The organism is Exiguobacterium sp. U13-1 (genome assembly GCF_001750115.1).
Lineage (GTDB): Bacteria > Bacillota > Bacilli > Exiguobacteriales > Exiguobacteriaceae > Exiguobacterium_A > Exiguobacterium_A acetylicum.
This window is the reverse complement of the sequence record NZ_CP015731.1, coordinates 1908531-1926411: the sequence shown is the minus strand read 5'-3', so window position 1 is coordinate 1926411 and position 17881 is coordinate 1908531. Positions and strand designations below refer to the sequence as shown.

Annotated in this window: 26 protein-coding genes; 14 read left to right on the top strand and 12 right to left on the bottom strand. The window is 46.9% G+C overall.

Annotation, left to right across the window (positions count from 1 at the left end; genetic code table 11):
• Positions 1-142: 142 nt before the first annotated feature.
• The 3 genes from ESP131_RS09915 to ESP131_RS09905 are packed head-to-tail and all read left to right on the top strand — an operon-like array spanning position 143 to position 1926.
• A complete protein-coding gene (locus tag ESP131_RS09915; protein WP_069940595.1) occupies positions 143-1252 on the top strand; it encodes a GGDEF domain-containing protein in 1110 nt (369 codons plus the stop codon).
• 29 nt (positions 1253-1281) lie between these two features.
• A complete protein-coding gene (locus ESP131_RS17010; protein ID WP_442856547.1) occupies positions 1282-1644 on the top strand; it encodes a YkvA family protein in 363 nt (120 codons plus the stop codon).
• A 33-nt stretch (positions 1645-1677) separates the two neighbouring features.
• Positions 1678-1926: a hypothetical protein gene (locus tag ESP131_RS09905; protein WP_069940593.1), complete on the top strand. Its 249-nt coding sequence runs from the start codon at positions 1678-1680 to the stop codon at positions 1924-1926.
• A 46-nt stretch (positions 1927-1972) separates the two neighbouring features.
• On the opposite strand, the gene ESP131_RS09900 is transcribed toward ESP131_RS09905, so the two are convergent.
• From ESP131_RS09900 to ESP131_RS09890, 3 genes are read right to left on the bottom strand one after another with little or no spacing between them, the layout of a single operon-like run.
• Positions 1973-2659, bottom strand: coding sequence for a polysaccharide deacetylase family protein (locus tag ESP131_RS09900; RefSeq protein WP_069940592.1), 687 nt, complete (start codon positions 2657-2659; stop codon positions 1973-1975).
• Between the two features lie 16 nt (positions 2660-2675).
• Positions 2676-3803 (bottom strand): MGDG synthase family glycosyltransferase, encoded by a 1128-nt coding sequence (locus tag ESP131_RS09895; protein ID WP_069940591.1) that lies wholly within the window; start codon positions 3801-3803, stop codon positions 2676-2678.
• Positions 3804-3856: 53 nt separating this feature from the next.
• Positions 3857-4486: a DedA family protein gene (locus ESP131_RS09890; RefSeq protein WP_069940590.1), complete on the bottom strand. Its 630-nt coding sequence runs from the start codon at positions 4484-4486 to the stop codon at positions 3857-3859.
• A gap of 214 nt (positions 4487-4700) precedes the next feature.
• Here ESP131_RS09890 and ESP131_RS09885 point away from each other — a divergent pair, with 214 nt between their 5' ends.
• The 4 genes from ESP131_RS09885 to ESP131_RS09870 all read left to right on the top strand — a co-directional run bounded on the left by ESP131_RS09885 (position 4701) and on the right by ESP131_RS09870 (position 6806).
• Positions 4701-5243, top strand: a complete 543-nt coding sequence (locus ESP131_RS09885; protein ID WP_069940589.1) for a GNAT family N-acetyltransferase — start codon at positions 4701-4703, stop codon at positions 5241-5243.
• A gap of 25 nt (positions 5244-5268) precedes the next feature.
• The gene (locus ESP131_RS09880; RefSeq protein WP_069940588.1) at positions 5269-6072 is read left to right on the top strand and encodes a hypothetical protein; all 804 of its coding nucleotides are present in this window, start codon (positions 5269-5271) and stop codon (positions 6070-6072) included.
• Complete coding sequence (locus ESP131_RS09875; RefSeq protein ID WP_156772506.1) at positions 6038-6433, top strand: hypothetical protein; 396 nt, start codon at positions 6038-6040, stop codon at positions 6431-6433. The genes ESP131_RS09880 and ESP131_RS09875 overlap by 35 nt, the downstream gene beginning before the upstream one ends.
• A gap of 91 nt (positions 6434-6524) precedes the next feature.
• A complete protein-coding gene (locus ESP131_RS09870; RefSeq protein ID WP_035408189.1) occupies positions 6525-6806 on the top strand; it encodes a hypothetical protein in 282 nt (93 codons plus the stop codon).
• A gap of 57 nt (positions 6807-6863) precedes the next feature.
• Here ESP131_RS09870 and ESP131_RS09865 read toward each other — a convergent pair whose 3' ends face one another.
• On the bottom strand, positions 6864-7046 hold the full coding sequence (locus ESP131_RS09865; RefSeq protein WP_069940586.1) for a hypothetical protein: 183 nt from the start codon (positions 7044-7046) through the stop codon (positions 6864-6866).
• A 128-nt stretch (positions 7047-7174) separates the two neighbouring features.
• A complete protein-coding gene (locus ESP131_RS09860) occupies positions 7175-7810 on the bottom strand; it encodes an NAD(P)-dependent oxidoreductase (RefSeq protein WP_035408193.1) in 636 nt (211 codons plus the stop codon).
• Positions 7811-7973: 163 nt separating this feature from the next.
• Between ESP131_RS09860 and ESP131_RS09855 the strand changes: the two genes are divergently transcribed.
• Positions 7974-8411, top strand: a complete 438-nt coding sequence (locus ESP131_RS09855; RefSeq protein WP_069940585.1) for an Rrf2 family transcriptional regulator — start codon at positions 7974-7976, stop codon at positions 8409-8411.
• Between the two features lie 11 nt (positions 8412-8422).
• On the opposite strand, the gene ESP131_RS16665 is transcribed toward ESP131_RS09855, so the two are convergent.
• From ESP131_RS16665 to arr, 3 genes are all read right to left on the bottom strand, one after another.
• Positions 8423-8599: a hypothetical protein gene (locus tag ESP131_RS16665; RefSeq protein WP_156772505.1), complete on the bottom strand. Its 177-nt coding sequence runs from the start codon at positions 8597-8599 to the stop codon at positions 8423-8425.
• A gap of 104 nt (positions 8600-8703) precedes the next feature.
• On the bottom strand, positions 8704-9219 hold the full coding sequence (locus tag ESP131_RS09850; protein WP_069940584.1) for a hypothetical protein: 516 nt from the start codon (positions 9217-9219) through the stop codon (positions 8704-8706).
• Positions 9220-9237: 18 nt separating this feature from the next.
• Positions 9238-9639, bottom strand: a complete 402-nt coding sequence (gene arr / locus ESP131_RS09845) for an NAD(+)--rifampin ADP-ribosyltransferase (RefSeq protein ID WP_069940583.1) — start codon at positions 9637-9639, stop codon at positions 9238-9240.
• Between the two features lie 199 nt (positions 9640-9838).
• Here arr and ESP131_RS09840 point away from each other — a divergent pair, with 199 nt between their 5' ends.
• The 4 genes from ESP131_RS09840 (at position 9839) to ESP131_RS09825 (ending at position 12246) form a co-directional block, all read left to right on the top strand.
• Complete coding sequence (locus tag ESP131_RS09840; protein WP_023468162.1) at positions 9839-10369, top strand: hypothetical protein; 531 nt, start codon at positions 9839-9841, stop codon at positions 10367-10369.
• A 153-nt stretch (positions 10370-10522) separates the two neighbouring features.
• Complete coding sequence (locus tag ESP131_RS09835) at positions 10523-10942, top strand: MarR family winged helix-turn-helix transcriptional regulator (protein ID WP_069940582.1); 420 nt, start codon at positions 10523-10525, stop codon at positions 10940-10942.
• A 19-nt stretch (positions 10943-10961) separates the two neighbouring features.
• Positions 10962-11384, top strand: a complete 423-nt coding sequence (locus ESP131_RS09830) for a MarR family winged helix-turn-helix transcriptional regulator (protein WP_023468160.1) — start codon at positions 10962-10964, stop codon at positions 11382-11384.
• 85 nt (positions 11385-11469) lie between these two features.
• Entirely contained in the window at positions 11470-12246 is a 777-nt protein-coding gene (locus ESP131_RS09825; RefSeq protein ID WP_069940581.1) for a hypothetical protein, read from the top strand.
• A gap of 127 nt (positions 12247-12373) precedes the next feature.
• On the opposite strand, the gene ESP131_RS09820 is transcribed toward ESP131_RS09825, so the two are convergent.
• The 4 genes from ESP131_RS09820 to ESP131_RS09805 form a co-directional block, all read right to left on the bottom strand.
• Positions 12374-13327, bottom strand: a complete 954-nt coding sequence (locus tag ESP131_RS09820; RefSeq protein WP_197499320.1) for a DUF2268 domain-containing putative Zn-dependent protease — start codon at positions 13325-13327, stop codon at positions 12374-12376.
• Between the two features lie 187 nt (positions 13328-13514).
• Positions 13515-14306, bottom strand: coding sequence for an ABC transporter permease (locus ESP131_RS09815; protein ID WP_069940579.1), 792 nt, complete (start codon positions 14304-14306; stop codon positions 13515-13517).
• Entirely contained in the window at positions 14303-15097 is a 795-nt protein-coding gene (locus tag ESP131_RS09810; RefSeq protein ID WP_197499319.1) for an ABC transporter permease, read from the bottom strand. The genes ESP131_RS09815 and ESP131_RS09810 overlap by 4 nt, the downstream gene beginning before the upstream one ends.
• On the bottom strand, positions 15094-16098 hold the full coding sequence (locus ESP131_RS09805) for an ABC transporter ATP-binding protein (protein WP_069940578.1): 1005 nt from the start codon (positions 16096-16098) through the stop codon (positions 15094-15096). The genes ESP131_RS09810 and ESP131_RS09805 overlap by 4 nt, the downstream gene beginning before the upstream one ends.
• A gap of 142 nt (positions 16099-16240) precedes the next feature.
• On the opposite strand from ESP131_RS09805, the gene ESP131_RS09800 reads away from it, so the two are divergent.
• Together ESP131_RS09800 and ESP131_RS09795 are read left to right on the top strand one after the other, a co-directional pair.
• On the top strand, positions 16241-16624 hold the full coding sequence (locus ESP131_RS09800) for a hypothetical protein (RefSeq protein ID WP_069940577.1): 384 nt from the start codon (positions 16241-16243) through the stop codon (positions 16622-16624).
• Between the two features lie 154 nt (positions 16625-16778).
• Positions 16779-17864, top strand: coding sequence for a diguanylate cyclase (locus ESP131_RS09795; protein ID WP_069940576.1), 1086 nt, complete (start codon positions 16779-16781; stop codon positions 17862-17864).
• Positions 17865-17881 lie beyond the last annotated feature (17 nt).

Sequence of the window (17881 nt, the reverse complement as noted above, 5' to 3'; positions counted from 1 at the left end):
TTTTCCTGAAGATCTCTTATTTTACCAAATACTTTCAATCGAGCAAGGCTTTTCCTGAATCTTTAAAATTTTGAGTCTCTCTCGTTGACATCCCTTATCAAACTGCTATCGTGAAAGTATCATACTCAAGGATGTGGAACTCATGTTCATTGCCGAGTTGTTATTGAATGCCTGTATCGCCTTCACCGGCTTTTATTTAATCGCTAAAATCATCTATAGTCAACGCCTCGCATCGAGCAGAATGAAGTCCCTCATCGTTGGTCTTGCGACCGGACTACTCGGCGTGCTATTGATGTTTAAAGGAATTGCAGTCAATGAATCGTTACGGATGGACTTACGTCATTTACCGCTCGTCCTGCTCGCTTTTTATGGCTTTCGCTCGCCTCTCATCATCGCGACGCTGATCATCGGTTGTTCTCGATTTTACTTCGGCTGGACCCCGCAATCAATCGTCGCCTTTCTCGCAGTCCTCGGCATCAGCACCGGGATGTACTTCATTCATAAGCGGTTACTCCATCGACCGCTCTTGCAAAACCTGATCATGAACGTCTGGTCATTGTTCATGATCTCGATCGCTGTCTCGATCAATCTCGGCTTCAGTGACGCCGCACTTCGTTTACTTGCTTCAACGTGGACGATCGGACTTGCAGTTGGACTGTTATCGAGCCTCTTGACGATCGACTTTCAGTTGCTCAACGAACAGGTCCAGCGTTATAAACAATCAGCAGAACTCGATCACTTGACAGGACTGTACAATCGGCGTGTCTGGGACGAACGGACGACATTGCTTGAAGCAGAAGGACGCGTCTACAATGTGCTCGCGCTCGATATCGATCATTTCAAGCATGTCAACGATACGTACGGTCATGCGAACGGTGATCTCGTCTTGCAACAGTTTGCACGAATCTTGCAGGAAGAGACACGTCCGCATGATATCACTGCTCGAATTGGCGGCGAAGAATTCATGGTCCTCATCTATGATCTCACGCCTCCAAAAGTCACGAAAGTCGCTAACCGGATTCGAGAACGGATCGCGAACACACACTTTCAGCTCGACGGATCCCCGTCGATTGCCATCACGGCATCCGTCGGGATCGCTCACGGGAAACATATCGCCATTCAACGAATGAATATTCTTGCGGACGACGCATTATATGCCTCAAAGGAACAAGGACGAAATCGTGTCATTCTGTATGAAGCGGATGACGAGGCAGCCGTCACGACAAACGAACGGGAACCGGTTCGCTCATAAGAAAGTAGTACTCGTCTATGTTAGAGCGAATGAAACGCATCGCTAGACGGATGAAGCAACAATTATCAGTCCTCTCTTATGCAATCGAACATCCTCGTTTATCTCGTCATATCAAATGGGGAATCATCGCCTTAATCGCCTATACTATCAGTCCGATCGACTTGATACCAGATTTTCTGCCTGTCATCGGTCTTCTCGACGATCTCTTACTCGTTCCACTCGGTATCTACTTCATCATCCATTCGATTCCTAAAGAGATCTTGACACAAGCACAACGGCGACTTGAACAACAAGGAACGCGTTCCTTTCCATTACTCCGACGTTATGGTCTAGCGTTCGTATTAGGTTGTTGGGGCATTGGTATCGGTCTTGTGATATGGTGGATAGTGTAAAATAAATCAAATCCATCCATAAGGAGTGGTTCAATGAAAAATGAGTTTGAGTTCATGACAACGGCGGAAGCAATTCTATTCGTCAGTTCCTTTTTCATGTGGCTTTACATTGGTCGTCATTTCGTCATGATCACGACGTTCGACGACTTATTTTTGACGCAATCTTGGTGGTTACTACTTCCGGTCATCACCTTCATCCTATTCTTACGCTCGTTCGTCGTACGACGCTTGATCCTCCATCATAGTCAAGCAGACGAGGACGACATGTCACGCAATGCTTAATCCATGCAAAAGAGGACTTACCATGAAAGCGGTAAGTCCTCTTTCTTTATGCTTGATCGATTCGCCGAAACTGTAAGCCGCGTGCTTTCCACTCCGGCAAGAGTTCTTTCAGCGCCGCAATCGTCTGCACGGGTGCTTGTGGGTCCGCACCGAACGTATCCCCGTTATCGTGGAGCAAGATGATATCTCCTTCTGACACATTCGATAGTAGCCTCTTGATTTTTACTGTCCCGCCTTCCACCTTCCAGTCTTCCGCCATCTTCGACCAGAGAATCATCTTGTAAGCGGTTGGACAGAGGACATCTCCGGCATTGAGTGCACCCCACGGTGGACGATAGACCGTCGGACGTTCACCGGTGATCCGTTCAATGATCATAGCCGTCCGCTCGATTCCTGCCCGGACCGTCGACGGTCGCATCGACCAGTTCGGTCGATGGACGTAATTGTGGATACCGAGTTGATGCCCTTCGTCGTGTATCCGGCGAATGAGGTCCGGATGTGCTTCTGCTTTATGACCAACGACAAAAAACGTCGCCTGAATGCCTTCTTGTTTTAAGAGATCGAGCAGTTCTGCCGTATAGACGGGATCTGGACCATCATCGAACGTTAAGGCGACGTATCGTGAGTTCAGTGATTTTGTCACGCGCCATCCAAAGACGCGTGATGCCACGTACGGGACGACCGTATAGGCGAGTGTCGCGAGAATTCCTGCTGTGATAAGACGTGAACGCATAGAAACTAACTCCCTTTTATTCATTTACTTTTCGGCGACGGTCTTGCAGGCAACCCGCAATCCGTTCCGCGAAGAACCGCTGATCGGCCATGACGCGATCATTTTGATACTGCGTGACTGCTTGTTGCCAAGCATGCATGACGTCTGGGTTCTCAAGCGTCCGACGGATGACGTCCGCGAGTGTATCCGTTTGATGAAATGCGAACGCAAGTCCTTTCTCCATCAAATACGTACGATTGATCTCTTCTTGTCCCGGTAGGACGTGCTGAATGAACAACGGTACACGTTTTTCGAATGCTTCACTGACCGTCACGCCACCCGGTTTCGTAACGATCGCATCCATTCGTTCATACAGCTGATTCATCTCATCCCGTGAATCGATATAGGTGAGCGGATGGATATGTGGATGACGTCGCGAAGCTAGTCGTTTGTACAATGTTTGGTTCTTCCCACATAAGACATGGAAATCTGCTTCTGGACATTGTTCGATCTGCGTCAGTAAGGTCTCGAGTTGACCTAGTCCACCGTTTCCGCCTGCGACAAGAATTTGTTTGCGTGACTGCGTCGAGCGAAAAATGGAACCGCCAGCGATTGCTGGATGGACGGGGATACCCGTCACGAACAAGCGCTCAATGGGTACAGCATGATGCTCGTGCAATTCTTGCCTTGCCTCACGATTCGGCAACAGATGATACTCGATATGCGTCTTTCCCCAGACGCGGCTGACGAATAAATCGGTATAGGCATTGATGACCGGTACGTCACAAAGGTTTCGTTCTTTTAATTGATTCAAAAGATAGGAGGGAAACGCATGTGTACAGATGATGACGTCCGGTTGTTCCGTCCGGATGATCCGTAACATCTGTTGTTGGAAATAATGCGACGTCCACCCTGTCGACCGCGCATTGCTCGAACGTCCGGCAATATGCTGGTGATAAAAACGGCTATAGCCGTTTGAGAAGTGTCGGATCCAGTTCAGGTAAAACTTCGATGTCACCCATTCCGCAAACGGGCTGATCGTACTGAGCAATTCTATTTCCTTGACTTCAACCCCCGGACCTTGCAGTCGTTCGGCGATGGCTTCGGCAACCAGATGATGACCGGATCGCATCCTTAAAAAAGGAAAGATCACTATTTTTTGCATCGTTTGTCCACTCCTTCAAACTGTTCCGACGATCTTCAAAAAAGAAGTAACGTTTAGTCTTCTTTTCCCGCTTCGTTTTTCCCTGAAACGACGCGTTTCTCAAGTCGCTTCCGCTTGAGCCATTTCACGAGCACTCCGAGCAGGAACAATACGAGTAAGGCAAGTCCGAAATACGGTACGACTTCCGGCTTGATATGAAATGTCTTTCCTGCAAAGTGACCGAGTAAGACAAAGGGGACGACCCACAGCGCGGAACCGATTGCTGACACAAAGAAGTACCGACCGAAAGAAATCCGCTTCATGCCTGCAAAATATGGATTGATCTGTCGCACCCCCGGAATGTAAAGACCGCCAATGATCGTTCGATTGATTCGTTCCATGTAGCCTTTTGACACCCGCTCCCAGCGTTCCTTCGTCAATCCGAGGAATCGACCGTACCGTAGGACGGTCGGTCCGAAGAAGCGCCCCGCTCCATATGCCGTCAGCATACCGACGAACGTCCCAGCATACGCAGTCAAGATTGAATAGATTAAACGTTCTTCATTTTGACCACTTAAGATGCCGATCAGGACGAGTAAGGATTCTTCCGGTGCTGGAATCCCGACGATGCCAAAAAATAAAAAAATGAAAATTACGCCATATCCATAGGCATCGAGATACTGATTGACCTTATCCATATTCATGTTGTCACGTCCTCTACTGCTGTCTTTCTGTACTGTTTCAACGTCTTCTGACTATGTATTCGTTCCTGTTGAAGCAATTCCTTTTTTAGAAAAATTAAAACCTGGTTCATTCGAAAATTGACCTGTTCTCGCATCTCTCCTCGTGACAATGCTCAGTCTGTAGGAGATGATGAATAGAGTAAAGTAGATCTCTATAGAAAGAAGGAGGATGACAATGAAAGAGACTGAAAAGCTGACGATTCAACCGCTATCGTTCGAGAGCATTCCATTCGTTAATGATGCCAACGATTCATTCCCGATCATCGGACGCATCGTTCCGCAGTTTTCTGGTACCGCATGGTCTTATACGGAAGAACTCTATGAAACCGCTACTGAAACCCATTTCCCGGACGATCGTCTCGATTGGTCTACTTATATTGATCATCAAGATCGTATCGTCCTCCTCGCCTTTTCCGGCACTTCTTGTGTCGGACAGATTCGTCTTGTTCGTGACTGGAACCGTTTCGCCTACATCGAAAACATCGCGGTCAAACAAGCGTTTCGTAAACTAGGCGTCGGACACCAATTGCTTGTCGCTGCGTCAAAATGGGCACAGCAACGTGAGTTGAGTGGTCTGTCACTCGAAGCACAGGACGATAACTTGATTGCTTGCCGTTTTTACGAACGAGAAGGTTTCGTGCTCGGCGGTGTCGATAGTTTAAAACAATTCGCCAATCCACATATTGACCTGACATTGTATTGGTATAAACTATTTTGAACGTCAGTCGGAAAGGGCTTATCTCATGTTATCTATCGTAAAGAACAGTTTCATTTCCGCGATATTGTTCGTTTTCTTGTATGCACTCATTGCTGGGTTTGAGATGGGTGACCCAGCAATATACGGCACTTCCTTCACCGACTTTTTTATGATTGGTCCATTGTTTGTCGGTCCCGCCATTCTGATCGGTGCACTCTTAACAGAAGGGCTTCTGCGCCTGTTATTTCGTTCGGATATTTCATTTGCACAACGGGTCATCCTCAATCAAATCGTCGCGTTATTCGCAAGCATCGTCCTCTATCTGCTCATGCAACCAAATTCGTTTTCGCTCGTTCTGATCGTATTCTGTTCTGGTGTAGCGTTGCTCTATTTCATCGTCTCCGAGTCGGCGCGAAAGTATCCGTCATTCCTCCCCTATCTGTTCGGGTGGTTCGGTCGGACCGTCTTCAGCTTTTTTCTGTTTCTCCAATTGTTTGGCTCGATGACGATGATTGTTCCGTGTTTGTCTCACGCGGTGCAGCTCGTCAATGAACAGTTAGACGCTGTCATGCTACTGTTCTTCAGCAGCATCGCGATGGCTGACATGCTGTTAGCTGTCCGTTTCACGAAGCGTTCGCTACCGTGGACGACACATCTCCTCGTTCATCAAGGCACGGTCCTTGTGTTTGCCGGTGCGTTCATCTTGTTCAGTTCACTTCCCGCGCTATTTTTCATCGGAAACGTAGTCGCTGCCTGTTTATATGTAATGATCACCCGTCTATTCATCGTCATGAAAACCGGGAAGGAGGAGTACCATGATGCGTCTGTCATTTCGACTACTGATGAGTAATTGGATTTTTTTGATGCTTTATCAACACCTCCTGTCGTCACCACGTCTCAAGCCCGATCCGGACGTCGGCTATTATCCAGGTGTCTTCGAAACCTTGCTGTCGTTTGCGATCGTCATCACGGTCGGTGGCATCCTGACTGACGCGATTCGTTACTTCCGATTTCGCTCACGTCCACTACCTTGGATAACACACCTCCTCCTGAATCAAGGCATCGCCTTATTACTCGGTGGCGTACTGTTACTTGTATTCAAAGGTCTGTTTCAACCGATCTATTTTCAGGCAATCGCGAGTAGCGCCGCTTTCCTCTACTTTTTGATGACGCGTTTGACATTGTTATACAAGAAAGATTCAGCTGTTTGAAATCAGCCACTTTCTTACATTTTTGTTAGGTAAAACAAGATGACCTACGCTTTATACTAAATGTATCGTTTAGTAAAAGGAGACATGCCACATGTTTCGTCAAAAATCGCTTCTGTATTTACTCATTTTTCTGTCCTTTGGTTTAGCTTTCGATACGATCACAGGATCGTCTCACCTTCCGTTTTTCGAACCCCTTCATCTCTTGATGACTTCTCTTGCGTTGACGATCACGACCGCCTGTTTGACTTTGTTCTTTCTGCTTTACTACGGTCTTCGTCCGCATCTCGAATTACTGATCGTCCTTCCCTTTTTGATTTTGACGAGCGGCATCACGTTCTTCTTCGTCTTCTTGAGCGCAATGACTGTCATTTAACGTCACCAAAAAGCCCGTCTTCTTTAAGGAGACGGGCTTTGATCGGTCATATGTAGATCACGGTTTGGCATGAAGCTCTAGCAACGGATCGGTGTCACTCGGCCAATTGATTTGTCCTGCGTAATGATCTTCAATCGTCGCGATTGGTTCAGAACGTTCGAACCGAGACGGTTGCGTTGACGTCGTACAGACGATCAAGACAGCTAACAGACTGATGATACTAAAATATCGTCGCATCATAATGTATGCTCCTTTTGTTATTTCTCTTCTCATTTTAAACAAACCGCGCCACTTCGCCATCCGTCCTCCGCTGTATCTCTCACTCCGCCCATCAAAAAAGACCGACTAGATACGTCGGTCTGACAACGTTATCCTTGTTCACCAACGACGGAAAACCGTTCGTTGAGGTGTTGTCCCTTTTCAAGCTCATCCACTACAGCAATGGCATAATCCGCGTAACTGATGTAGCTCTCCCCTTTTGCATTTAGAATCATCTGCTCGCCGCCGACCGAATACGTTCCTGTTCGTTTACCGCTCGGATCAAAGAATCCAGCGGGGCTGAGATACGTCCACGTCACGTCTTGCTGTCCTTGTAGTTCGATCAGATTTTTCCCCATGTTCGAGGCTGTCGGATAATACGCTTCCGGGAAATCAGGTGTTTCCATGACGCGTGTCGAGTGACTCTCGTCAACGAATAGACTACCAGCACCACCGACAACGAATAGGCGCGTCGTACTACCTGCTAACAGATTGATCAAGTGACGCCCGACTTCGATATGTTTCGTCTCCTCACCGGGTGCTGCGTTAAACGCATTGACGATTGCGTCAAACCCGTTCAAGTCGTCTTTCGTCAGCGCGAGGACATCGCGCTCGAGAATCGTGACGTTAGCCGTCACTTTTGCCGCATTACGGACGATTGCTGTGACGTCATGCCCGCGCTCGATTGCTTCTTGTAGAATCAATTGCCCTGCTTTTCCTGTTGCACCGATAACTCCAATGTTCATGATGATTCCTCCTTTTAATATGTAACTACTTCGATTACATGTAACCAATATAGTTACAAATAAAGTGTTTGTCAACATTATTGTCTCTATTCCCTGTTTCTTGCCAAATGAATGATACAGCGTATAATGAGAGAACACTGTTGTTAAGAAGGAGGGTCATCCGTTGGCCATCAGTACACGTTTTTCCGTCGGCATCCACATTCTCTCGTTGATTGCGACCGAAGAGAAAATGACATCCGACTTGATTGCCGGCAGCGTCAATACGAATCCGGTTGTCATCCGTAAAATCATGAGCATGCTCAAAAAAGCCAGTTTGATCGAAGTTCGTCCGGGTGTTGCCGGTGCACGGCTTGCTCGTCCATTGTCTAGCATCACGCTGCTTGACGTTTATCACGCTGTCGCTGTCGTCCCGGACAAGGAATTGTTCAGCGTCCATGCGGCACCGAATCCAGACTGCCCGGTCGGACGAAACATCCAATCGACGGTCACGCCAATCTTCGAGCTTGCGCAATCTGCTCTTGAGAAGGTGCTGGCTCATGTCACGCTTGATGATATCGTCAATGAAATCGAACAAAAAGAAGCATCGTCCCCGAAAGGATGATGCTTCTTACTTTAGAAAAACCATTGGTATAGCAAATATCCTCCACCAAGGATTACGACGACTGCAAGCATCTCAAGTCCGCGCATTCCGTCGTTTTGTCCACGAGGTACGGCACTACCAAGACCTTGATCAACACCATCGCGTAGATGATCGAGTGGTTGTTTCTTTTCTTGTTTGAAGCGAGACATATAAACGCCCCCTTTTTACATATTGTACCATCCCATCTTCACCTTGCAGTACATTCTGACAAAAAAATACGTGGTAGTGCTTATCTTACATTCAATTAGTTTCTCTATTCATTTCGAAGCAATTTCATGAATCCCATCTTTGCAACGATCAAAACATCCTGCTCGAAGCGTTTGATGCAACGCTTCGTCGATTGATCGTCAATCAAATTCGGATGACCAAAGCATACATTTAGTATCGAATTGAGTTTCTCTGCCTCACCGCCGATGAAGTAGTGAGACATATAGGTGGTGTCTTCTGAAGCGATGACGACGAATGTCGCCATATCAAGCACTCCTTCGACACCTTCTGCTGTCAGGAGTTTGTCTTTCACAAATACTTTCTGAAAGTCAAACGAATCGATGGAGGAAATCCTGCCTTGCAACAGGTCGAGAATTGATTTCCGGTAGACACAATAGACTCCAACGATCGTTTCAACAGGTGGAACGAATGGATCTTCCAGAATCGTGATCAATCGCTCGTCCTGTTGATTCAGGCGGATGGCATGCAAGTGATTAACTAATAATTGATCAATGAAGTTCACGTTCGTTGGTTGGATCGATTTAAAATCATATACAGGCAAGTCTTCTCCCCCGTTCGTTTAGTCGATGATCGTATCCTTCCCTTCTACGCGTAACCGCTGCAGGGATGCTTTCATCGTCTCAATCTCTTCATCCGTATGCCGTTCCCACGTTCCGAGTTCAGCGATGATCTTCACGGGTTCAGTCGAACGATACGACCGGGTCGGATTGCCTGGGAACCGTTTGTTCGTCAAGTTCGGATCATCCTCATACGCTCCGAGTGGTTCGACGAGATAGATGTGCTCCGGAGAGTCAGATTGTGCGAGCTCCGCGCCCCACTTCGCTGCATCAAGTGTTGCTGTGAAATAGACGTGCTGGAGCGGTCGTTCACGAAAATTCGACGCGTGCCCTGGTTTCAATTCGTCACCGATTCGCAATGTGGCTTTCGTGCCATGGAAAAACGGACCTTCGACTGGTTTCATACGCTCGCCTCCTGACTGGATACATTCAGTATAGACAGTCGATTGATTCAGGTGTAGTCTGTTTCAAAACGAAATTTCACGGTATACTTATAGCAAAGGAAGATCATTTGTCGTCAGATTGTAACTCGTTTTTTGTCTAGCCATCAGGCATGATGGGAATAGTCATTTTACATACCCTATAGGAGGTCATCCGTTTAACGTGAAGTTCTTTAAAGCTTTAGCGAAAACCGAAGAGGCTGTCTGGATTCCAGAAGCCGAGTGGCAAACCGTTTGTGAGCAAGAAGGACTGACCGTGCCGCATCATCCGCAGGAACAATTCGTTGGTCTCGCGTACAACAATCAGCGGCAAGTCGTCGAAGTCACGCGTAATTTACGTCCACCAGCTCTCAGTTATTACGTCACGATTCTAGAACCACCCCATAGTCGATCCCTTATTTCAAAACGTTCGTTCTTAACCGTGCTTCACGAACGAACAAAGCGCACATCCCTCACCGAATATGGTACATTCTGTTTACTTGAGATCAACGTTCGGGAAGAAGGACTCGGCGAGCGTGGTCTGTTACTTGAGTCATTGATTCATGATATTGAAAAAAAGTACACTCATTACGCGATTCGTGGCGACTATGCGACGATTACCTTACAAGGACGCGTCTCAGATCAATGTTTTACGAAATATGGATTCCAGTTAACGGATTCCTATCTCACGCTTTCGAATGGGATTCCTTCCTGAACCGACCTGACACGTTCAGGTCTTTTTTGTACAGTTCCTAGGCAATGATGGGAAGTGATGGGTTTGCGTTCAAACTAGTAGCACTACATATTTTTAATATGGTATGGTAAAAGTAATTCATCAGCAGTACATTCTACATTTAAGAGGTTCCTCATGACAATAATGACAGAGACATATCCCATGACATGCTGGCATACGATTTCGACGTATCATAATCAACAAATCAAGCGCGTCAATGCGTTCTTGAAACAATGGGATCTCTCCCATACGAATCTTGAAGTATTACGTTGCCTACAAACGACCTCATGCACGAGCCAGAAGGAAATCGCGGAACGGATCCAAGTGACCGATGGCACGATTTCACACGGAATCAAACGTTTATTTGATCGGCAACTCATCACCCGCAAACGCAAATGGAAGACGAACTATCTGCTCTTGACGGAAAAAGGAGCAGCCATTCTGCAAGAAGTGTTGCCCGCCTACGAACGTTTTCTACAAGAACAATTCGCTGCTTTGACTGCGCGACAACAGAAAGAATTAATCCGTTTCTTCGATAAGCTCAATCCTGCGTGACAGAAGAGGAGGAAAAATCATGACCTTCACATTCGAATCTTCAATGCAACACTGGAACGCCATTCAGCGAATCCATTCTCGTTATTCGAAAGAAGTCAACGATGTACTGAAACCAAAAGGACTCTCAAAATCCCAATTCGATTTATTGATGACCTTGTATCATCAAGAGAGTGCGACGCAAAAATCACTTGAACGCACGCTCGAACTCTCAAGCGGTGCCATTTCGCAAACGGTCAAGAAGTTGCTCGCAGAACACCTCGTCATCCGAAAACGAATCAACCGGGAAAAACGGATTCTCTTGACGGAAGATGGTGCAGCGCTGATTCAAACATCAGCTCCCGAGATCGAAGAGATTGATGATCGTTATTTCCGTGCCTTTACATCAAAGGACCACGAGACGTTCGACCAATTGCTCCATAAGATGCAAAGCGATCATTTTTGATCGCCCTACCGACACTCGCGGACGCTTCCCTAATGAGGTGTCCGCAATTTTTACATATAAACACCATAAAGAGGGAGTAACAGAGATGACACATAGAGACGTATTATTGGAACGATTAGACGCAATTGGGCAAACGATTGCACAAACAGATGATGCGCTTGTCCTTCTCGGACTCGGTTCAGTCGGTCAAGAACTTGCACGACTCGATGACTATTCGGACTTAGACTTTTTCGTCATCGCAAAGCCCGGTAAGAAGGCTCGATTCATCGAGCAACTCGACTGGTTAGAAAACACATACCCTTTACACTTTCAATTTCAAAATACGCAGGATGGACATAAAGTCATGTTTGACGACGGTATCTACGCCGAATTCGCGATCTTCGAACTAGATGAACTTTCTGAAATTGCATTTTCCGCTGGTCGTATCGTGTGGTGCGATCCTTCCTTCGACGCGTTTGAACGCTTAGTCCCACAACCACGTAACAGTTCGAGCGAACATCCATCCGTCGATTACGCCATCCATGAAGCACTGACGAACCTATATGTCGGGCTCTGTCGCGAAGCACGTGGTGAAACCTTATCAGCCTTCCGTTTGATTCAACAATTTGCCGTTGGTCAATTGTTACACGTTCTGTCCTCATTTGAAAAAGAGGAAACGACATCTGTTGATCCGTTTGCTCCGGAACGTCGGATTGAGCAACGTTTCCCGGAAATGGTCAACCGATTCTCAGAGATGATGCCAGGCTATTCACATAATAAAACGGCTGCACTAGTGATCCTCGATTACATCGAACAGATTCATCCTGTCTCCCCTGCCATGTCAAACGCTATCCGTTCACTCGCCCGAACTGATATTTCCTAAAAAACACGTTCGCCGTTTTATTTCTGTTCATCCATCGTTCAAAAGCGTTCGACTTAATTTCGAAAAATTTCAAAAGTACAAAAATATGCCCATCAGCTTCTTTATGCTGACGGGTCTATTTTTTGAATCAAAGTAGATCATTTTTATACTTGTAATCCTTTAAAATCGTTTCCGCGTCTTTAGTCGTCCAATCTGCTATCGATTCTGAAGGATGTTTTTCAAGATATGCGTCCATGATATCTTTACCTAATCGGTACATACTCCACATAGGTACATCCTGTTCCTTATTGCCGTCCATGATATCATCTTGCGTTAACTCACCATTTTTCATTAAACGTAGAACACGTTGTTTCGTCTCTTCTTCTAATGGCTCGACCCAAGCTGGTGTCACACCTTTAACGACGCGTTTCGCGAACTGATCCGCTTTCCCTTCAAGGAGGAGTGAATGGATCAGTGGACTAGCTTCCTCTCCTAAGGAAGTATCTAGCTTCATCCGATCATATAAAGCAGTGTGGTGATATTCATGGGCTACTGCATATTCCAACATTTTCTTATCGTAGTCAGCGGTAAGGAATAGCATGAAGCAATCTCTAGTTGCCAATCCTGCGACCCCTCCCATGACATCCATACGCTCAATGAATTCCGAGTTAACAGGCACGATGAATATCGTATTCGTTTGTTTTGGTAATGCCCGATGTGAAGCAGTGTAACTTTTTTCAATGATTTTTTTGATCTCTGTATCTTGTTTCATCAGCTCTTTCGTCCGACTCACCAATTGTTCTTTATACTCAGTTGCTTGTAGCATAAAGTAACTTTTCATATATGTTAGATCGAGATCTTGTTGCTCACCGATTTCATCGATGTAACCTAAGACATGTTTTAGGTAACTGTTCGTGTTGTCGTCTGAGTTTCCTGTCTGCATCGCTTCTTCTAAGTACTGATTGTATTGCGTATAGAGCGGAACGATCTTGACCTGATCATCTTGACCAATCTTGATCGTCTTGTTTTTAATCGTTTCGTCGTTCTGTGAAAAGAAGTTTTCTGTCCTTTCCCAAACGGTACACCCCGATAAGGTAAGCAAGACCAAACACAGTAATACGAGCCATCCCTTTTTCAATGTAACCCCTCCCTCAGATTCATGTCTCAATATTTTATACTGTCATTTAATAACAAAAGTTTCATATTTTAGATAAAGAAATCCATATCTAAATTGATTAGAAACAAAAAGAACCCTTGAAGCGTCGCAACACTTCAAGGTTCTTCTTATTTCAAGATCCCGTACTCGCGAATGCCTTCAGTCCAAACAACCAGAACCGATAAGCAATCAAACAGGCGATGATCGCGACGAGTGGTGTCGCGACTGCTATTACACCATAGCCTCTTCCGTCAAAGAAATACATCGCCGGATAAAAGGCAGTAAAGCCGAACGGGATGATGTAGGTCAAGACGAACATCAAGACTTTCGAGTAGATCGTCATCGGATAACGGGCGAAATCACTCAGACTGAAGACCGCTGAGACGACCGGTAAACTGTCGACCATCCAGAACGAGAACGTCGCAAAAAACAGGTTGATCGCGATATAGAGCAATCCGCTCGAAAGAACAAGTACGATCAACATCAAGACATCACCGAAGCTCCAGATCATGTCGAGGTGATCGGAAGCAACATAGAGCACCCCCCCGCCAATCAATAGTTGACCGAACCCGTCTTGCTGAACGCGCTCGGCGACGATTTGAAACAGTGGATTGACCGGGCGCATCAACAACCGATCCAGATTCCCGGTCCGGATGTACTGCCAGCCGATCGTCCACAAGTTATCAAAGAAGATATGGTGTAAGGCTCGCCCTAAAAAGGCAATCCCGTAAATGAATAGGATCTCGTAAAAGTCCCAACCGTTTAGCGTCTCGATATGCTGAAAGACGACCGACAGGAAAAAGAGTGAGGCGAACTGTTGACCGAAGACCGACAAGACACCGATCAGGAAATCGATCCGGTATTCCATCATCACTTTAAAATGACTTTTGGCATACAACCAGTAGAGTTTTATGTATCGTTTCATCCGCCGAACACCGTCACTTTCCGGATTGCGAGCGCGAACGTGATCCGCAAGATGACAAAGAACCCAATCAACCAACCGATTTGAATCAGTAACGCCTGCAGGATGCCGCTTGCGCCAATTTCTCCCGTATAGATCGCAACCGGAACGTAGACGAGTGAAGCAAACGGTAAGTACAGACTGATCGTCTGAAACCAGTCCGGGAACAGCGTCAACGGGACGATCGCACCGGACATGATCGTGATGACGGCGTCCTGTAAGACGGATAGTCCCCAAATGTTGACGGTATAGAAGGCAAAGATGCCGACGAGCAGATCAATCAATGTCGCGAGCAACACGGCACAAATCACGCTACCGACGAAGGCAATGCCAGCTAGCCATGACTGTGGTCGATCCACGCCGATGAACAAGATCGAGACGATGACGAGTGGTAGGATCGAGCGGAACAAGACCGAGACTTTTGAGCCGATGTCTTGGGCGAGTAACTTATCGAGCAAGTGATACGGACGGAGTAACTCGATTGCGATCGCCCCTTGTTTGATCATCCGGGCGAGATCGCGTCCGGCACCCCCGCGGAACTGATCGATCATCGTCGCAAGCACCGCATATGTCAGCATCGTCGACAGCGAGATACCGGAAACATCGGTCTTATTGGCATATACGGCTTGCCAGAAGAAATAGAGGATGAACAGACGCATCGTCACGCTAAACATGCTTGCCCAGTACCAGGCCGTGTAGGCGAGATCAACTTTGATTTGGGACCGCATCAACGCGGTATATTTACGGATTCTCATGCACTGATCCCCGCTTGGTAGAGCTTGCGGATTAACGTCTCCAACTTCGGTACGGACACGGAGACGTCCCGAACGGCGTACAGCGAAACGATTTCCTTGATGACTTGACCGCTTGACAGTTCTCGGTCGTCGAAGGCGAGCTCATACGTTAGTTCATCCGTCTCAAACACAATCACACGATTGATCAACGCTGTCGGTAAAGCGAACGGCACCGGTTCTTCGAGCGTGATTCGAAGTGTCCGCTCGTGACTGAAGGATGCCTTCAACTGATCGATCGTATCGTCATAGATGATTTTACCGTCGTCGAGGACGATCACCCGGTCACAGACTTCCTCGATATCCTGCATGTCGTGCGTCGTCAAGAGGACGGTCGTCCCCCAGCGATCACTCATCTCGCGGATGAAATGACGGATCGTCTCCTTGATCTCGATATCAAGCCCGATCGTCGGTTCGTCGAGATAGACGACTTTTGGTCGATGCAGGAAGGCTGCGGCTAGTTCACAGCGCATCTTTTGTCCGAGCGACAGTTGTCGGACTGGTACGTCTAAGAGCGGTGCCAGATCAAGCTTCTCCCGAAACCACGCGAGCGTCTCGGCAAACTCGGAAGTCGGTACTTGATAGATTTCCTTCAACAGCTCAAACGATTCTTGGACCGGAATGTCCCAGAACAGTTGCGTCCGCTGACCGAAGACGGCTCCGATTTGTGACGCGTTCTTGACGCGGTCGGCGTGTGGATCAAGTCCGAACACCCGGACGTTCCCCGCGTCCGGACGCAGGACACCAGCGAGCATCTTGATCGTCGTCGATTTCCCGGCACCGTTGAAACCGATATAGCCGACCCGTTCTCCTGGCGCGATCGTCAAATCAATCGCTTTGACAGCCTCTTTCGTCCGATATGTTCGGTGAAACAACGCTTTGATCGCTCCTCGTAGTCCCGGTTCCCGTTGTAGGATTTGATAGTGTTTCGTCAGTCCCGTTGCTTTGACGGCATATGGTTGCATGTATTCTCCCCCTTTTTGTGCAAACGCTTTCCGAAATCGTAGTATACCAGAAAAATCCAATATCCTTCCATCTCTTTTGAAAATTTTTCTCGATATTCTGACGCTGTCGCGTAATAATAGATAAAAAAGGAGTGGTCTGACCATGCTATTACGTCATATGACACATCGGCATTATATTAAATCGATCGTGACGCGCGGTGGATTGTCACCGACATTCCAAATCGATGCACCAACAGGCTGGATCGCCTTTGAAGTCGATCCTCCAAGCGCAGCGTATCAAACGCACTTTCATCAATTAAAAAATGAGTGGCAGGATGGAGATGTCGTTACCCTCGAATTCGATGGGGAGCGGATGCAAGCAGCAGGCTTCGAGATTCTGCAATCGCAAGAAGATGACCGCAGTCACCAGGCAGAGAGATTAGGCGTATCGATCGAGGAAATCGGCTCGTATGCATTCATTCGTAATTTCGTCTCACTTGATTATCTAATCGAGTCTTCACGCGAAAAAATCTCCGAGTATTATTGACTTAGTTGAAGAAATCTAATCTTTTTTAAAATATACGGAAATCAAGATATTTTCATACATCTTTAGGGTATCGTTGGCTATATAGAATAAATATTCATTGAATGAAACATTTTTTGTAGTTATTTTTCAGAACTCATTTGAGAGGAACACGAATATGTGGAATACGCTGAACCATCTTATCCTCAACGTCGCTCTGACCTTTTTCTTCGTGCTCATCTCCCTGTTCTTTTTTAAACGATTTCAGTTTCGAAACACGTTCGACAGCTGGTTGAAGAAAAATCTGTTAGTACTGATCCTTGCGACAGGTGCCGGCTACTGGGTCATCCATAACGCCATCACCTATGAGGGATTCCGTTTCGATTTGTCGATTACCTTGATCGTCATCGCTTTCATTTATGGAGGCATCAGTAGCGGCTTCATCACGACCCTCGTCTTCGCTTCCCTTCAAACGTTCGTTTTTGATTCCGCTCATGCCTATTGGCTGATCGGTACGTATCTGATCGTCAGCATCGTTGTCTTGTACTTACAAAATGAAGCACCGGATCGATTCATCTCGTTTCCGATCATCTTCACGATTGCACTCATTCTCTGTTTACCATACGTTCAACATGTTCAACCGAATGACATGACCGCGATGATGATCTTTCTCGTCGGGAATGGATGTGCCGGTCTCCTGTTGCACAGCATCTTGCATCAAGTCCGCTGGCACTTTAATCAAGTCCGGATGCATCGGCGTCTCGCCTTGACGGATACGTTGACAGGGCTTGATAATCGACGTCGCCTAGAAGAGACCGTCCAACGTTACAAATCACAACAGACGGATTTTTCAATCATGATCATCGATGTCGATCATTTCAAACAGGTCAATGATACTTACGGTCATGACCGCGGCGATCATATCTTGCGGCAAATCAGCTCTTTGCTTACATCGTATTGTCCCCCAACTTGTGTGCTCGGTCGATTCGGTGGCGAAGAGTTCATGATGCTGTTACCGGAGCATTCGTTGCAGGAGACGCGTCGACTCGCAGAACAAATCTGTGAAGCCTGCGCCAAACGGACGTATGAGTTATCAGCGACAGAACCGCTGCAAGTGACGTTATCGATTGGTGTATCTCGTCAAACTCATCAACCGTCTGAGACGCATAATTTTCTGCAGACGATCCAGCAGGCAGACGCTGCCCTCTATCAAGCGAAAAAGAGTGGTCGGAATTGTGTCTTTCATCATGATCCGTTGCATTAATGAAAAAAAGTGCCCCC

Coding starts and splice junctions, on each gene's coding strand:
- ESP131_RS09915 (WP_069940595.1), top strand. CDS start 143: ATGTTCATTGCCGAGTTGTTATTGAATGCCTGTATCGCCTTCACCGGC.
- ESP131_RS17010 (WP_442856547.1), top strand. CDS start 1,282: ATGAAACGCATCGCTAGACGGATGAAGCAACAATTATCAGTCCTCTCT.
- ESP131_RS09905 (WP_069940593.1), top strand. CDS start 1,678: ATGAAAAATGAGTTTGAGTTCATGACAACGGCGGAAGCAATTCTATTC.
- ESP131_RS09900 (WP_069940592.1), bottom strand. CDS start 2,659: ATGCGTTCACGTCTTATCACAGCAGGAATTCTCGCGACACTCGCCTAT.
- ESP131_RS09895 (WP_069940591.1), bottom strand. CDS start 3,803: ATGCAAAAAATAGTGATCTTTCCTTTTTTAAGGATGCGATCCGGTCAT.
- ESP131_RS09890 (WP_069940590.1), bottom strand. CDS start 4,486: ATGAATATGGATAAGGTCAATCAGTATCTCGATGCCTATGGATATGGC.
- ESP131_RS09885 (WP_069940589.1), top strand. CDS start 4,701: ATGAAAGAGACTGAAAAGCTGACGATTCAACCGCTATCGTTCGAGAGC.
- ESP131_RS09880 (WP_069940588.1), top strand. CDS start 5,269: ATGTTATCTATCGTAAAGAACAGTTTCATTTCCGCGATATTGTTCGTT.
- ESP131_RS09875 (WP_156772506.1), top strand. CDS start 6,038: ATGATGCGTCTGTCATTTCGACTACTGATGAGTAATTGGATTTTTTTG.
- ESP131_RS09870 (WP_035408189.1), top strand. CDS start 6,525: ATGTTTCGTCAAAAATCGCTTCTGTATTTACTCATTTTTCTGTCCTTT.
- ESP131_RS09865 (WP_069940586.1), bottom strand. CDS start 7,046: ATGATGCGACGATATTTTAGTATCATCAGTCTGTTAGCTGTCTTGATC.
- ESP131_RS09860 (WP_035408193.1), bottom strand. CDS start 7,810: ATGAACATTGGAGTTATCGGTGCAACAGGAAAAGCAGGGCAATTGATT.
- ESP131_RS16665 (WP_156772505.1), bottom strand. CDS start 8,599: ATGTCTCGCTTCAAACAAGAAAAGAAACAACCACTCGATCATCTACGC.
- arr (WP_069940583.1), bottom strand. CDS start 9,639: ATGAAACCAGTCGAAGGTCCGTTTTTCCATGGCACGAAAGCCACATTG.
- ESP131_RS09835 (WP_069940582.1), top strand. CDS start 10,523: ATGACAATAATGACAGAGACATATCCCATGACATGCTGGCATACGATT.
- ESP131_RS09830 (WP_023468160.1), top strand. CDS start 10,962: ATGACCTTCACATTCGAATCTTCAATGCAACACTGGAACGCCATTCAG.
- ESP131_RS09825 (WP_069940581.1), top strand. CDS start 11,470: ATGACACATAGAGACGTATTATTGGAACGATTAGACGCAATTGGGCAA.
- ESP131_RS09815 (WP_069940579.1), bottom strand. CDS start 14,306: ATGAAACGATACATAAAACTCTACTGGTTGTATGCCAAAAGTCATTTT.
- ESP131_RS09810 (WP_197499319.1), bottom strand. CDS start 15,097: ATGAGAATCCGTAAATATACCGCGTTGATGCGGTCCCAAATCAAAGTT.
- ESP131_RS09805 (WP_069940578.1), bottom strand. CDS start 16,098: ATGCAACCATATGCCGTCAAAGCAACGGGACTGACGAAACACTATCAA.
- ESP131_RS09800 (WP_069940577.1), top strand. CDS start 16,241: ATGCTATTACGTCATATGACACATCGGCATTATATTAAATCGATCGTG.
- ESP131_RS09795 (WP_069940576.1), top strand. CDS start 16,779: ATGTGGAATACGCTGAACCATCTTATCCTCAACGTCGCTCTGACCTTT.